This is a genomic window from Candidatus Avelusimicrobium alvi, from assembly GCF_958451995.1.
Lineage (GTDB): Bacteria > Elusimicrobiota > Elusimicrobia > Elusimicrobiales > Elusimicrobiaceae > Avelusimicrobium > Avelusimicrobium alvi.
The window spans coordinates 1-14,788 of the sequence record NZ_CAUDSG010000038.1 but is presented as its reverse complement, the minus strand read 5'-3'; the positions used below and the strand labels follow the sequence as shown (position 1 = coordinate 14,788).

At 55.7% G+C, this 14,788-nt stretch carries 11 protein-coding genes; 5 read left to right on the top strand and 6 right to left on the bottom strand.

All coding sequences use genetic code 11. The features are described 5' to 3' along the window. The first annotated feature begins 31 nt into the window (after positions 1–31). A complete protein-coding gene (locus ACQY36_RS06920) occupies positions 32–601 on the top strand; it encodes a type IV pilin protein (protein WP_428078517.1) in 570 nt (189 codons plus the stop codon). A gap of 493 nt (positions 602–1,094) precedes the next feature. After that, complete coding sequence (locus ACQY36_RS06915) at positions 1,095–1,625, top strand: pilin (protein WP_428078515.1); 531 nt, start codon at positions 1,095–1,097, stop codon at positions 1,623–1,625. 94 nt (positions 1,626–1,719) lie between these two features. Here ACQY36_RS06915 and ACQY36_RS06910 read toward each other — a convergent pair whose 3' ends face one another. The 6 genes from ACQY36_RS06910 to ACQY36_RS06885 all read right to left on the bottom strand — a co-directional run bounded on the left by ACQY36_RS06910 (position 1,720) and on the right by ACQY36_RS06885 (position 8,320). After that, the gene (locus tag ACQY36_RS06910) at positions 1,720–3,186 is read right to left on the bottom strand and encodes a monomeric [FeFe] hydrogenase (RefSeq protein WP_428078513.1); all 1,467 of its coding nucleotides are present in this window, start codon (positions 3,184–3,186) and stop codon (positions 1,720–1,722) included. A gap of 57 nt (positions 3,187–3,243) precedes the next feature. After that, positions 3,244–3,987, bottom strand: a complete 744-nt coding sequence (locus ACQY36_RS06905; protein WP_428071862.1) for an endonuclease/exonuclease/phosphatase family protein — start codon at positions 3,985–3,987, stop codon at positions 3,244–3,246. Between the two features lies 1 nt (position 3,988). After that, the gene (locus tag ACQY36_RS06900) at positions 3,989–5,428 is read right to left on the bottom strand and encodes a phospholipase D-like domain-containing protein (protein WP_428078511.1); all 1,440 of its coding nucleotides are present in this window, start codon (positions 5,426–5,428) and stop codon (positions 3,989–3,991) included. A 68-nt stretch (positions 5,429–5,496) separates the two neighbouring features. Continuing rightward, positions 5,497–6,351: a hypothetical protein gene (locus tag ACQY36_RS06895; protein ID WP_428056049.1), complete on the bottom strand. Its 855-nt coding sequence runs from the start codon at positions 6,349–6,351 to the stop codon at positions 5,497–5,499. A 29-nt stretch (positions 6,352–6,380) separates the two neighbouring features. Then, positions 6,381–7,292 (bottom strand): cysteine synthase A, encoded by a 912-nt coding sequence (gene cysK / locus ACQY36_RS06890; protein ID WP_428078509.1) that lies wholly within the window; start codon positions 7,290–7,292, stop codon positions 6,381–6,383. Between the two features lie 2 nt (positions 7,293–7,294). Continuing rightward, a complete protein-coding gene (locus ACQY36_RS06885; RefSeq protein ID WP_428056053.1) occupies positions 7,295–8,320 on the bottom strand; it encodes an NAD(P)-dependent oxidoreductase in 1,026 nt (341 codons plus the stop codon). 168 nt (positions 8,321–8,488) lie between these two features. On the opposite strand from ACQY36_RS06885, the gene ACQY36_RS06880 reads away from it, so the two are divergent. From ACQY36_RS06880 to ACQY36_RS06870, 3 genes are read left to right on the top strand one after another with little or no spacing between them, the layout of a single operon-like run. Further along, positions 8,489–9,907 (top strand): efflux RND transporter periplasmic adaptor subunit, encoded by a 1,419-nt coding sequence (locus tag ACQY36_RS06880; RefSeq protein ID WP_428078507.1) that lies wholly within the window; start codon positions 8,489–8,491, stop codon positions 9,905–9,907. Between the two features lie 9 nt (positions 9,908–9,916). Continuing rightward, entirely contained in the window at positions 9,917–13,075 is a 3,159-nt protein-coding gene (locus ACQY36_RS06875; protein ID WP_428072072.1) for an efflux RND transporter permease subunit, read from the top strand. Further along, positions 13,072–14,517 (top strand): efflux transporter outer membrane subunit, encoded by a 1,446-nt coding sequence (locus ACQY36_RS06870; protein WP_428078505.1) that lies wholly within the window; start codon positions 13,072–13,074, stop codon positions 14,515–14,517. The genes ACQY36_RS06875 and ACQY36_RS06870 overlap by 4 nt, the downstream gene beginning before the upstream one ends. Positions 14,518–14,788: the final 271 nt, after the last annotated feature.

The window sequence follows — 14,788 nt, the reverse complement described above, 5'->3', positions numbered from 1 at the left end:
ATCAACTTATATAAATAGGGGGATATATCCCGTGCAGAAAAGTCTCGGATTCACGCTTATAGAGCTGTTGGTAGTCGTTTTAATCATCGGTATTTTAGCGGCTGTAGCGGTTCCTTTATATGAAAAAGCCGTTTGGAAAAGCCGTGCGGCCGCCCTGCAGATTTGGGCCGCAAAAACGTTACAGGCGGAAGAGCAATATTTTCTGGCCAATGGGCGCTATACCTCTTGTTTGGACCAATTGGATATAGATTATGCTTCCGCCTTCCCACGGGTGGTGGAGCAGGATTCCGGCTGGTTTGACGGGGGCGGCTGGGCTGATAATTGTGTGCTGACCGTACAGACAGATGAACAGGATTTTCCCGGGATTACGCTAAGCCTGAAAACCGGTTATGTCCGTGCGGTATTTGCATCCGGTAAATACGAACGCAACGGTTTTGGCGTATATCTGCCGCTGACCGCTTCAGACCGCGTAGTGGGTGGCCTGTGGGGGACGTGCGCGCAAGGGGGAGACAATACGGGTTGGCGCAAATTTTTGTCTTCCATGGGGTATACCCGTGTAGTGGTGGGTAATTATGCGTGTTATCAGCAGGTGAACCAATAAAGACGGCGGACTAATGAGGCCCCTGGTAGAAATCATCCCCTGCCACATCGCGCGGGGGATTATTATTGTGGGCGGCCCCCGCGGCTGGCTCGGAGGGTATGGCCGTTTTGCCGTTTTATGCAGGTCTTAGCCCTGTCTATAAAACGCCTCAAGGCGGAAGAATGTTTTTACTTGTTTGAGCGGCAGCGAGTTGTAAAAACATCCGCCGCGAGTGCGTTTTATAGGGCCCGAACCCTGCGGGCCGCCTAAGCGAGTTTTTTGCCTACTTTTTGTCGGCACAAAAAGTAGGAAATAGTTTTGAAATCCTATCAGAAAAAGGAGCCTTGCAGGCCGTGCAGACTTTACGGTAGCTTGGCAACATTGTTTAAACAGTGTGGCTCAATTAGTCGGATGTACCCGTATAGAGAACCGTCCCCTGGAAGGGGGGCTTGTATTGTTTTTTTTTTTTGATAAATTGGGAATATCAACTTATATAAATAGGGGGATATATCCCGTGCAGAAAAGCCTTGGATTTACGCTAATAGAGCTGTTGGTAGTCGTTTTAATTATTGGTATTTTATCGGCGGTGGCATTGCCGCAGTATGAAAAAGCGGTGGAAAAATCGCGTACGGCGGAGGCTGTACAAATATTGCGTTATATGCATCAGCAGGGCGAGCTGTGTATTCTTGAGCGTGGCGAACAAGAGTGTAATGCCATCACAAATGAAACCGCCGGAATAGAATTAGGCGGCGGGTTTGATTGTACATTTAACGGAGATGAAGAAGTATGTTGTAATAAACATTGGTGTTATGCAAACGGTTCTTTATCCTGGGGGTATTATTGTGCGACGGGGCTGGTTAACGGCCCAATGGCTCGGCGGACGGATGATTTTTCAGGTGATTTTGATTCTGATAGCTGGAATTTAAAATATACGTTACAGTATGAAACATGCGACGGAGCTCCCCATAAAGGGAAAATTGTGTGCTATGACGATGAAAAATGGTGTAAGAAACTATTTAATGGGGAAGGAAAACCTATTATGTAAACTGATATGAGGTAATTTTCTGTATAATGTTCATCTTATATATAAAACCGCCCGGAACCATTATCCCGGGCGGTTTTGTGTGAAGCAGAAAGTTTTATTTTTCTTCTTTCTTTTCGTCTAAGGCGCACGGCACCTTGGGGCTCTTTTCCACCAGGTCTTTAATGGGTTTAATCACCTGCGCCTGTTTTTTAAGCGTGCACGGGCCGCCAATACATCCACCCTTGCAGCTCATTACTTCCAGCAGCTGGAAGTCGCCCGCGCCTTTGGCGTAAGCGTTGAGCACCATCATCGTCTTTTTATCCAAGCCGTTGACGGCCATTTTCTTAAACGGGCGTTTGCCCGCGATGGCGTTTTCCACCGCCTGGGCCACGCCGCCGGTTACGCCGTAGTAGCGCGCTTCACCCGAAATTTTCGGATCCAGCGGCATTTCTTCGCATTCGGCGGGATTGATGCCTTTGGCTTCCAGCATGGCGCCCAGTTCTTCGTAGGTCATCACGAAATCAATGTTCGGGTCTTCCATTCCTTCCACGCGTTTGGATACGCACGGCCCCACGAATACGGTTACAAAACCGTTTTTCTTTTCAATCTCGGCGGTATAAGCGGCCGGGGTTTTGGTGTAGGAGACGAATTCTTTCAAAGCCGGCAGATGTTTTTTGACGGCCTGAATCCACGCCGCGCAGCAGGACGTAGTCATAAACCGCGCGCCGTTTTCCAGGCGTTCCACCAGTTCGCGCGCTTCGTTGGCGGTGGTAATATCCGCCCCTTCGGCCACTTCGGTTACTTTGTCAAAACCGGCTTTCTTGATGGCGGTCATCAGCTGCGGGAGCGAGCAGTCAATCTGTCCCACAATAGAAGGGGCAATCATCGCGCAGACTTTGTTGTGGCTCTGAATCTGGCCCAGGATGTCAATTAACTGGCTGCGTTCCATAATGGCGCCGAACGGGCAGGCGTCCATACAATGGCCGCAGGAGATGCATTTGTCAAAATCAATTTCGGCAAATCCGTTTTCGCCTTTGTGGATGGCGTCCACCGGGCAGGATTGCTCGCACGGTACGGGGACGTACGTAATGGCGTTGTACGGGCAGACGGCTTTGCACTGGCCGCAGTTTTTGCATTTGTCCGGGTCAATGCGGGAGCGTCCGTCCGCAAACGAAATCGCGCCAAATTTGCACGCCTGCTGGCACGGGCGGGCCAAACAGCCCTGGCAGGCTTCGGTTACGATGTGGCGCGCTTTGACGCAGCCTTTGCAGGCAATGTCCATTACCGTCAGCGGCACTTCGGGCACGGCCTTGCGCAGGAGCGCCTGTTTGGCGTAGTCGTTGAGCGAGGTGGCCTCGTCGTCTTTCTCTACGCTGCAGCCCATGGCGGCCAGCGTGCGGGCGCGGAAAACGGCCCGTTCTTTATAAATACAGCAGCGCACCGCGGATTTGGAATCCTGCGGAATAACGTCAAAAGGAATGCGGTACGCGTTTTTTTCAAGCGTGCCTTTGTCAAACGCTTCTACCACCCGTTTGAGGGCTTCGCGTTTAAAATAAACGGCTTTATTGTCTGATGTGTTCATAATTACCTATATTTTACCATATTTGGAAGGGCGTTCAGGGCCCGGAGGGGGAAAAGACTAGCGCGCTTCCAGGCGCGCGAGAAGCGGGTTGTGGTCCGAACCTTCGGTGGCGCGTACGCCGGCGGCCAGCACTTTAAGCCCGCGCACAAAGAGATAATCCACCGGGCGGCCCAGGCAGCGGGTGCGCCGGTCGGGGTCAAACACCACTTCGGTCAGGCCCGCGGCTCTGGCGGTGCTTTGCAGGAGCCTGCGGCGCCTGGCGTTCCAGGAATTAAAATCGCCGCCCAGCAGGACGGGGCCGTCAAAATCCAGCAGCAGTTCCGCCGCGCGGCGCAGATTGCTTTCAAAAGGTTTTAGGCCGGTGAAGTTAATGGCGTGTATGTTGATGACCAACAGCGGCGCGGAATGTTGCAGGGGGATGAGGGTGGAAAGCGTCATTTTAGGCACCTGAAGGACGGGTTCCCGCGCCCCTCTTTTAAAGGAAACTTTTAGCGGTTCCGCCGTGCATCCGGTGGCCACTCCCACGGGGTTTTGGCCTTTGAGTGAAAAGAAACTCACCGCGCCGCTCCAATGGTAGGGGGCGGCTTCCATCACGCCGCGCACGGCGGGAGAACGGCGCACTTCCTGCGCCAGGAATAAATCGGCCGCTTGCGAGATTTTGGCAAATTCGTCCGCCCAGCCTTTCTGTTTGCTTTTCTGCCAGTTCCACACGCACACGGTAAAGCGGCGCGGCAGCGCGGGCTGGGTGGCGCGGCCGTGCGCCACCAGTACGTCATCGGGGCGGGGCTGTTTGTAGAGCATATTAATAATAGGGCGTTAAGAGTTTAAACGCATTGTCCGTCAGCGTGCGCCACAGCGGGGGGCGGGCGTTTTTGTCCCACTTCTCGCTGTGGGAAATGGATTTTTTGTGCGCGATGATTTTTTCCACCTCGGCGGCCAGTTTTTTGTCCACGCACTCCAGGTTGCATTCAAAGTTCAGTTTAAAGCTGCGCACGTCCCAGTTGGCGGAACCTACAAACAGCCAGGCGCCGTCCACCAGCATAATTTTGCTGTGGTCAAACGGCGGGCGGGTGCGGTAAATTTTTACGCCCTTTTCCAGTAAACGCGCGAAGTTGGCGCGCATGGCGCAGTCCATCCCGAAGATATTGCTTTTGGACGGCAGGATGATTTCCACGTCCACCCCGCGCATGGCGGCCACTTCCAGGGCGGTTAAAATATTGCTTTCCGGCAGGAAATACGGCGTAACGATATGCACGCTTTTCTGCGCGCAGGAAAGCGCGCCGAGCACCATCAGTTCAATTTTGCCATAATCGCTGTCCGGCCCGTCGGGAATGATGCGCGCGGGCATTTGCCCGGGCAGCGGGCCCGAAGCGTGAAATGACGCCGGAATAAAATGTTTTTTGCCCGAGAAAATCCAGTCTTCCTCAAACACGCGCGACATTTGGTCCACCACCGGGCCTTCCACTTTAAAAGTGATGTCTATGATGGGTTCTTTGGGGTGGGTGTTGACGAGGTTCCCCTGCGCCACGTTCATCCCGCCGAAGAACGCACAGCGGCCGTCCACAATCAGGATTTTGCGGTGGTTGCGCAGATTGACAAACGGCAGATTAATCGGGCTTTTAGAAGGGAGAAAGACGGAAAATTCCACTCCTTTTATTTTGCGCACCGCGGAGGCGATGGTGGGCTTGGAATAGTTCAGCCCCACGCCGTCTATAAGCATTTTTACCTTCGCCCCGTTCTTAACGGCTTGCTTTAACGCCGGCAGGAACATTTGGCCCGCGCGGTCGTTGTCAAAAATATAGCTTTGCAGGAGCACTTCTTTTTGCGCGCCGGCAATCAGTTTGCACATTTCGGGGTAGGCTTCGTCCCCGTTTACAAAGGCCTGCGCGCGGTTGCCCAGGGCAAAACGCTGGGGGTGTACTTTGTACCCCAGGCGCAGAAGCTGCAAAAACGCATGCGGAATTTCTTTTGCGATTTCTTCTTCGCTCTTGCCGGTAACGGTTAAAATATCCGGCCCTTTGTTGCGAAGCGAAAGCGCTTTGCGGCGGATGCGGTTAATGCCGAACACGACGTAAATGATACTGCCGATGAGCGGCGTCAGCCACACCAGGCCAATCCAGCCGATGGAGCTTTTGACGTCGTCTTTGTAGCGGATGATGTGCACCGTTACGCAAATTTGCAGGGCCAGGTATAATAACCCGGCTATGCCGAACGAAGAAACCGAAACCGTATTCATTTCCATATTTCTATTATAGGAAATCCGGGACTTTTGAACAGGCGGAAAAATGGTTTAGATGCGTTCTTTAGCGGTTACGGCAGGGGCGTGCCCGCGGGGAGCTTGCTGGGCGTAAGGGCGGGCAGCGGCGTGGCGTTTACGGCGCGGGGCATATAGGCTTGGTCCGTAGCCGTACCGCCGGAAACGAGGGCTTTTCGCACGGGGCGACTGGCGCGCTGCTGGGCGGCCTGGCGTTCTTTTTGCAGCTGTTCCTGGCGCGCCTTGGCGGCGGCCTGCTGGCGGGCGGTCAGGTTTTTGTTATTGTCCGACAGCTGATTGACGAAATCGTAAAACGCGTCGTCCCCCGCGTAGGTTTGCACGAGGGCGTCTTCTTCAAACACAAAATAATGGGGGGAAGGTTTTTTGTTGTTTACGTCGGAATAATTTACTTTGTACGCCTGATAGGTTTTGCCGGAGGCGTTGTCCGCGAGGTTGGTCAGCGCGGCGTCGTTTTCGTATCGGCGCAGAAAGTCCGCCCGGTTAAGCCCCATATTTACTTTGTATTTTTTATTGACGGCCAGCACGTCCGCCGCGTCGGCGGCGCAGGCCAGAAAGGTTTGCGGGCTTTTGGCTTTAAACAGGAATTTGCGGTAATCCCCGTCGTCCCGTCCGTAACGCACATAGGCGTATTCTTTGCCGTCTTCGGAGCGGATAATATCGTCCCTGGACGATACGTTTTCCACCTGATAAAGCACATAGGTGCGGTCTTTGCCGCGAAAGACGCGCGTAAGCTGGCGGGCGTTTTTATCCCAAATAGATACGGAAGCGCGCGGGGCGGGCTGCTCCCCGTGCATTTCAATGATAATTTCCGCTTCATCGGCGCGTGTTTGCGCGGTCAGCGGGGTATATAGGATACATGCCGCCAGCGCGGCGGCCAGCCAGTTTTTCATACGATTATTGTAGCAAAAGAAGACGGGCTTTATTCAAACAGGCCCGTGCTTAAATAACGCTCCCCGCCGTCCGGCAGAAGCGTAACGATGTTTTTGCCGGCGTTTTCCGGCCGCGCGGACACTTGGAGCGCCGCCCACAGTGCGGCTCCGCCCGAAATGCCGGGCAAAATGCCCTGCAACGCGGCCAGCCTGCGCGCGGTTTGGATGGCGTCCTGCGTTTGAACCGGGATGACTTCGTCAATCACCGCGCGGTCCAGCACGCCCGGGATAAAGTTGGCGCCGATACCCTGTATCCCGTGCGGCCCCGGCTTGCCGCCGGACAGAATCGGCGAGTCCGCCGGTTCCACCGCGATAATTGTGACGTTGGGCTTTTGCTGTTTTAAAAAATGCCCCACGCCGGTAATCGTGCCGCCGGTGCCCACGCCCGCCACAAACGCGTCCACCTTGCCGTCCAAATCTTCCCAGATTTCGGGGCCGGTGGTCTTTTCGTGCGCGAGGGCGTTGTTCGGATTGTCAAACTGGCCGGGCATAAAGGAGCCGGGCGTGTCGTCCAAAATTTTAAGCGCGGCGGCCACGGAGCCTTTCATCCCTTCGGCCTTGGGCGTCAGCACGATTTGCGCGCCCAGCGCTTTTAACAGCTTTACGCGCTCGGCGCTCATGCTTTCGGGCATCGTAAGGATAATCTTATACCCGCGCGCGGCGGCCAAAAAGGCCAGTGCAATACCGGTATTTCCGCTGGTGGGCTCCACAATGGTGCCGCCGGGGGCCAGACGGCCTTCCTTTTCGGCGGCGTTAAGCATATAAAGCGCGGCGCGGTCTTTCACGCTGTACGGGTTAAACATCTCCAGTTTCGCCCATACCCTTCCAGGGCCGGGATTTAAGAGCGAAATCTCCGCCAGCGGCGTATGGCCGACGGCCTGCTGTAAAGTGGTTATTTTCATACTTATCTCCTAAGTACCGAGTTCTGCGTCCGCCCCGCGAAGAACGCTTCTATGTTTTTGACGGTGGTGTTTAAAATGCGGTGCACCGCGTCAATGGAGTTAAACCCGATGTGCGGCGTAATAATCACGCGCGGGTGCTGCAGGAGTTTGGCGTTGGCGATGGTGTTCATGGCGTAGTCAATGCCGATATCCTGGTCTTTTAAAATAATGTCGTCGTGGATGATGAAATCTTCGTTTTCCAGCACGTCCAGCCCCGCGCCGCCCACTTTGCCGGTAACCACGTTTCTGTACAGGCTTTCCGTGTCAATCAGGCTGCCGCGCGCCGTGTTTAAAATAATCACGCCGTCTTTCATCTTTTTAAACGCTTCGTCGTTTAGCATATGATGGTTTTCTTTGGTGGACGGAGCGTGCAGGGTAACAATATCCGCCTTGGCATACAGTTCATCCAGCGATACGTAGTGAATGTTGTAAATGCGCTGGAACTCTTCGTTGGGGTACAAGTCGTACGCCAGCACGTGCATGCCGAATCCGCGCGCGAGTTTCGCCACGTGGCGGCCGATGGCGCCGGTGCCGATGATGCCGATGGTGTGGTCGTATAAGTCAAACCCCAGGTATTCGTTCATATGCACGGAGGCGTTTTTCATATCGTTGCGCGCCTGGATGATTTTGCGCGAGAGGTTCAGCAGCAGGCCGAAGGTGTATTCCGCCACGGTGGCTTCGCCGTATTTCGGCACGTTGACGACTTCTATGCCGCGCTCTTTGCAGTAATCCAGGTCCACATGGTCATACCCCGTGGAACGGGTGGCGATGAGCTTTAAATTCGGATATTTGGACAAAATTTCTTTGTTCATTTTGGCCGCGGTATGCACGAAGACGGACAGCGCAACGGCGTCTTTGATTTTCTCGTAGGTTTCGGCGTCGGTGTTTTCAATGCTGTTTTCCAGGTAGACGACGTCGCAGTTGCACATTTTTTTGTCCTGCAGGTAGTCGCGGGTAAGTTTATCCACGTCAAAAAATACAATTTTCATAATTTTCCCCCTTCATTTCTTTTCTTTTATTATATGCGTTTGGGGGCCGTTTGTCAGCCGGCGCTTTTGGGTTAGTTTATTTATAGTACAAAAAACGGCTGGTTTGACGGAGAAAATTTTATACAATGCTTGTAATACGTTACACTTGAGTAAGAGGGGAATTGTTTTATGAATAAAAAATTTGCTCCCGCGGCTTTGGCCGTTTTGGGACTGGCGGCCGTACTCGTCTGCGGCTGTAAAAAGAAGACCGACGGCGGCGCCATGCCCGCGCCCGTCGTCAGCGCCGTAACGGTGCTGCAGCAGGATTTGCCGTGGAATATTGAATACCCGGCCCAGGTGGCGGGTTCGCTGGAAATTCAAATCCGCGCGCAGGTGGGCGGCATTTTGGAAGCCCGCTTATATAATGAAGGCGAATATGTGGCCGCGGGCACGCAGCTTTTCCAAATCAACGATAAAGAATATAAGGTAGCGCTGGAAAAAGCCCAGGGCGCGCTGGCCCAGGCCCAGGCCGAAGAACGGCGCACCCAGCGCACGTACGCGCGCATGAAAAAGCTCCGCGCGGACAATGCCGTCAGCCAGCAGGATTACGACAACGCGCTCTCCGCTTACGAGACCGCCCAGGCCAACGTGAAAGTGGCGCAGGCCGGCGTGAGCGATGCGGAAATCAATTTAGGCTATACCAAAGTTGCCGCTCCCATTTCGGGCATTGCAGGCAAAGAGGCCCAGTCCGTAGGCAGTTTAATTTCTCCGGCGGGCGAATCCGGCCTGCTTACCACCATGGTGCAGATTGATCCGCTGTACGTCAATTTTTCTATGCCCAGCCAGCAGTTTGAAAAACTGGCCGCGGGTTTTATGTCGGGCCAAATCGCCATCGGCACCGAGGCGCAGAAAGAACAGCTGGCGGCGGACAAGTACCGCGCCGTGTCGGCCTCCGAAGCGCCCGTGTATGTGGAGGCTTTGCTCAGCAACGGCAAAATCTATCCGCAGAAAGGCAAAATCATTTTCTTTGACAGCACCGAAAATTCCCAAACCTCCAGCCTGGCCATCAAGGCCGAATTTGCCAACCCGAAAAATACCCGCATCCTGATGCCGGGCCAGTTTGTGCGCGTGCGGCTGGTGGGCGCGGTGTACAAAAACGCCGTGCTGATTCCTTCTTCCGCCATATTGAATACGTCGCAGGGGATGCTTGCGTACGTGGTTGACGCCAACGACACCGTTGTCGCGCGCCCCGTACAGGCCCAGCTGCAGGACGGTATGTACATCGTTACCGACGGCTTAAAAGCCGGCGAACGCGTGGTGAGCGAAGGGCTGATTAAAATCCGTTCCGGCCAGCAGGTGCAGGTGAATTTGAAAGAATTTAAAGTATCGCGGGAAGAACCCGCCGTACAGGCCCCCGCGCCGGACGGACGCAGCGTAGCCGCGCTGGAAGAAGAAATTCAAAAATCCGAAGCGCCGGATACGCAGGCCGTGCCCGATGAAGCGCAGCAGCAAGCCGTTCCCGCGCCGGTTCCGGCCGCTGACGCCGCCGACGCTTCCGCCCAGCCCGCGTCTGCCCCGGCCGCCGCACCCGCCCCGGCGGGGAAATAGGGGGACGGTATGTTCTCTAAATTTTTCATCAACCGGCCGATTTTTTCAACGGTTATCTCGCTGCTTATTTCGCTGGCGGGCATCGTGTCCATCACCATGCTCCCCATTGAACAATACCCGGATTTAACGCCGCCCACCGTGGCGGTAACCGCCAGCTATCCGGGCGCGAGCCCCGAAGTAATCGCCAACACGGTGGCCGCGCCGATAGAACAGCAGGTCAACGGCGTGGAGGATATGCTGTATATGAACTCCACTTCCTCTTCCAACGGCGATATGAACCTGACCGTTTCGTTTAAGGTCGGCACGGACCCGGACCAGGCGATGATTAACGTCAACAACCGCGTCCAGGGCGCCACCGCCACCCTGCCCGAAGACGTGCGCCGCTACGGGATTCAGGTCAATAAAAAATCTTCCGCCATTTTGCAGTTAATCGCGCTGTATTCGCCCAACGGACACTCGGACACGACGACCATCGGCAACTACGCGCTGCTGAACATTGTAGACGATTTGAAGCGTATTGAAGGCGTGGGCGACGCGCAGGTAATGTCCGCCAACGACTATTCCATCCGCATCTGGATTAAGCCGGACGTGCTGTCCCAGCGCGGTTTGTCGGTAAGCGATTTGGTCGCCGCCGTGCAAGCGCAGAACGCCCAGCGCGCCGCCGGCAAAATCGGCCAGCCGCCCCTGCCCGTGAAGGTGGACCGCACCTATGCCATCATCGCGCCCGGCCGCCTGACCGACCCGAAAGAATTTGAAGAAATCATCCTGCGCGCCAATCCGGACGGCACGTCTTTGCGTTTAAAAGACGTGGCCCGCGTGGAGCTGGGCAGCCAGACGTATGAATTTAACGGCAGTTTTAACGGCAAACCCGCCGTGCCGGTGGGGGTGTACCTATCCCCGGGCGCGAACGCGGTGGCCACCGCCAAAGCCGTGGACGCGCATATGAAGGAGCTGGCGCAGACTTTCCCGCCGGATTTGGATATTGCCTACACCGTGGCGTACGACACCACGCTGTTCGTGTCCGCCTCCATTGAAGAAGTCATCCACACCTTAATTGAAGCCATGATTTTGGTGTTTTTGGTGGTGTATTTGTTCTTAAAAGACTGGCGCGCCACGCTGATTCCCTGTCTGGCGGTGCCGGTGTCCATCATCGGCGCGTTTGCGGGGATGCTGCTTTTGGGCTTTTCCATTAATACGCTGACGCTGTTCGGCCTGGTGCTCGCCATCGGTATGGTGGTGGACGACGCCATCGTGGTTATTGAGAACGTAGAACGTATCATGCACGACGAGGATTTACCCGTTAAAGAAGCCACCATTAAAGCCATGGACGAAGTGTCCGGCCCGGTGGTGGCCATTGTGCTGGTGCTGTGCTCCGTGTTCGTGCCGGTGGCGTTTATGGGCGGCCTTACGGGCGTGATGTACCAGCAGTTCGCCATTACCATTGCGGTGTCCGTGGTCATCTCCGGCCTGGTGGCGCTTACGCTTACGCCCGCCTTGTGCGCGCTCTTGCTTAAAAAACAGCCGCACCCGACCAAAGGGTTCTTCTACCAGTTTGACCGCTTTTTTGAAAAAATTACCAAAAAATACGGCAGCTGGGTGGCGTTTTTCATTCGCCGCCTGTCGGTGTCGGGCGTATTAATCGGACTGTTGTTTTTGGCGACGTTCGGCCTGTTTAAAGTGGTGCCCGGCAGTTTGCTGCCGGAAGAAGACCAGGGCATTATTATGGTGGCCGCCCAGCTGGATCCTTCGGCCTCGCTCGCCAACAGCGACGCGGTGGCCAAACAGCTGGAAGAAATCGTACTGGCACAGCCGGCTGTTTCGCAGGAACTGACTTTTGCCGGGTTTGACCTTTTAAGCAGCACGCAGAAGAGCAACGCGGTTTCCACGTTCGTGGCGTTAAAACCGTGGAAAGAGCGCAAGGGGAAAGGTATGTCTTCCACCGACGTGGTGGGCAAGATTTATGCCGAGTCTTTGTTTAAAGTGCCCGGCGCGGTGGTGATGCCCTTTAACCCGCCGCCCATTATGGGTATGAGCACCACCGGCGGTTTGGAAGGCTACATCCAAAACCGCGGTTCCGGCGGCAGCGCCGCGCTGGAAGCGCAGACGCAAAAATTTATTGAAGCCGCCAAAAAACGCCCCGAGCTCTCCAGCGTCAGCACGACGTTCTCGGCCGCGGTTCCGCAGTATTCTATGGAAGTGGACGAAATTAAAGCGCAGGCCATGGGCGTTTCGCTCTCCGAGCTTTACACCACGCTCCAGGGTACGTTCGGCACCATGTACGTAAACGACTTTACGTACTCCAGCCGCAGTTTTAAAGTAATGATGCAGGCCGAAGGCGAATACCGCTCCCGCCCGGAACAAATCTCGGGCATTTACGTCCGCTCCAACACGGGGGCGATGGTGCCGCTTTCCACGCTGGTTACGCTGACGCCCAGCCTGGGGCCGGACGTGGTGGAACGGTTTAACGTATTCCCCGCGGCTAAAATTATGGCAAACCCCGCGCCGGGCTACAGCTCCGGCGACGCTATCCGCGCCGTGGAAGAAACCGCACGTGAAACGCTGGACTCCAGCTTTACGCTGGCCTGGACCGGCACCACCTATCAGGAAAAAATCTCCGGCAGTTCGTCGGCCACCGCGCTGATGCTGGGGATGCTGGTGGTGTTTCTCATTCTGGCCGCGCAATATGAAAAATGGAGCCTGCCCATTGCCGTACTGCTGGCCGTTCCGTTCGCCATTTTCGGCGCGCTGGCCGGCACCTGGGTGCGCGGGCTGTCCAACGATATTTACTTTCAAATCGCGCTGGTCGCGCTGGTGGGTCTCGCGGCCAAGAACGCTATTTTGATTGTGGAATTTGCCGTGCTTTTAAAAGAACAGGGCGTGGATACGGCCAAAGCCGCCATCCAGGCCGCGGAACTGCGTTTCCGCCCGATTGTGATGACGTCTTTGGCGTTCATCCTGGGCTGTGTGCCGCTGGCCATCAGCACGGGCGCGGGCGCGGCGAGCCGCCATTCCATCGGCACCGCCGTGGTGTTTGGCATGTTGGCCGCTACGGCCATCGCGCCGCTGTTCATTCCGCTTTTCTTCTGCCTGTTTGACGGGTGGAAGAACAAAGGGGCCGTCGTCGCTCCCGACAATGAAAACGACGCCAATAAAGAGGTGAATTTATGAGTGCTAAACGGGTATGGGCCGCGCTGGCGGCGGCCGTGTTGCTGGCCGGATGCCTGATGGGCCCCAACTATAAACAGCCGGAATTGGATCTGCCGGAAGGACAGGCGGCCGATAATTTCAGCATTTTTACCAATGCCAAATGGTGGGAAGTGTTCCAGGACCCGGTGCTAAACCAGCTGGAAGCGGACGCGCTGTCCTATAATAAGGATTTACAGGCCGCCGTCGCGCGCGTGGACCAGGCCCGCGCCGCCGTAGGTATTGCCACGGCGGACCAGCTGCCCAGCCTTTCGGCGGCCGCCGAGTCGGGCCGCGCCGGCAACAACCTGGGCTCCGGCGAAACGCAAAGCACGGCCAATGTGTCCGTGTCCTTTGAGCTGGATTTGTGGGGCAAGTACCGCCGTTTAAGCGAAGCCGCCCGCGCCAAACTGCTGGCCAGCGAAGCTTCGCGCGATACCGTGCGTTTAACGCTGACGGCGGACGTAGCCAAAAATTATTTCGCCCTGCGCATGCTGGACGCACAGCTGATTATCGCCCGGCGCACGCTGGACGCGCGCAAAGAAAACGTGCGCATTTACACCAGCCGCTACGAAAACGGTTACAGCACCGAAGTGGATTTAAAACGTATGGAAGCCAATATGGCCAGCGTGCAGGCGCAGGAACAGCAGCTGCGTTTAAAAATCACGCAAACCGAAACCGCGCTTTCCGTGCTGGTGGGGAAATCCCCGCGCGAAATTATTGAAAACAACACCCCGCGCGGCAAAACGCTGGCCGACATCACGCTGGTGCCCGATGTGCCGGAAGGCATCCCTTCCGACCTGCTGGCCCGCCGGCCGGACGTACGCGCCGCAGAGGGTAATTTAATTGCCGCCAACGCCAACATCGGTGCGGCGCGCGCTTCGTATTTCCCCAGCATTCCGCTGACGGCTTCCGCCGGCTACGCCAGCGGCGCGCTGGATAATTTGTTTAGGGGCTCGTCGGGCGTATGGGCCGTCGGCGGGCAGATTTTGGCGCCTATTTTTGAGGGCGGCAAAATCCGCGCCCAAAACAAACAGGCCGAAGCCGCTTACCGCGAAATGCTGGCCACGTACGAGAAAACGGTGCAGGGCGCGTTTAAAGAAGCGCTGGACGCGATTGCCGCCAACCGCATTAACCGTGAAATTTTTGATTCGTACAAACAGCAAACCGCCGCCATGCAGCGCAGTTACGACCTGACCAAAAAGCAGGAAGACGCGGGCCTTATCGGCGTGACGGATTTGCTGGACGTGGAAGAAAACCTGCTGTCGGCCGAAATGAACCTGGCTTCCGCCCGCAACGACGAACTGGCGGCTATCGTCAATTTGTCCAAGGCTTTAGGCGGCGGCTGGAACGTGAAGGACGGTTTTGGCCCATACGAAAACCTGGTGAAAGCCCAGCAGGCCGAACTTAAAACCGAACAAAAATAACTGGTTTGAATCCTTGAAACCCCGCTTTTTAGCGGGGTTTTTTGTGTATTTGTGAGAAGCGGAAGGGGGCCTTGCAGGCCGTGCAGACTTTGCGGTGCTTGGCAACATTGTTTAAACAGTGTGGCTCAATTAGTCGGATGTGTCCGCATAGAGAACCGCCCCCTGGAAGGGGGCGTCCGTTTTACCGTTTTATGCAGGTCTTAGCCGTGTTGTTGCCGTTGTCTCTCCGGCCTTTAGCCCGTCTATAAAATCCGTTTTACGCGGGAGAAGC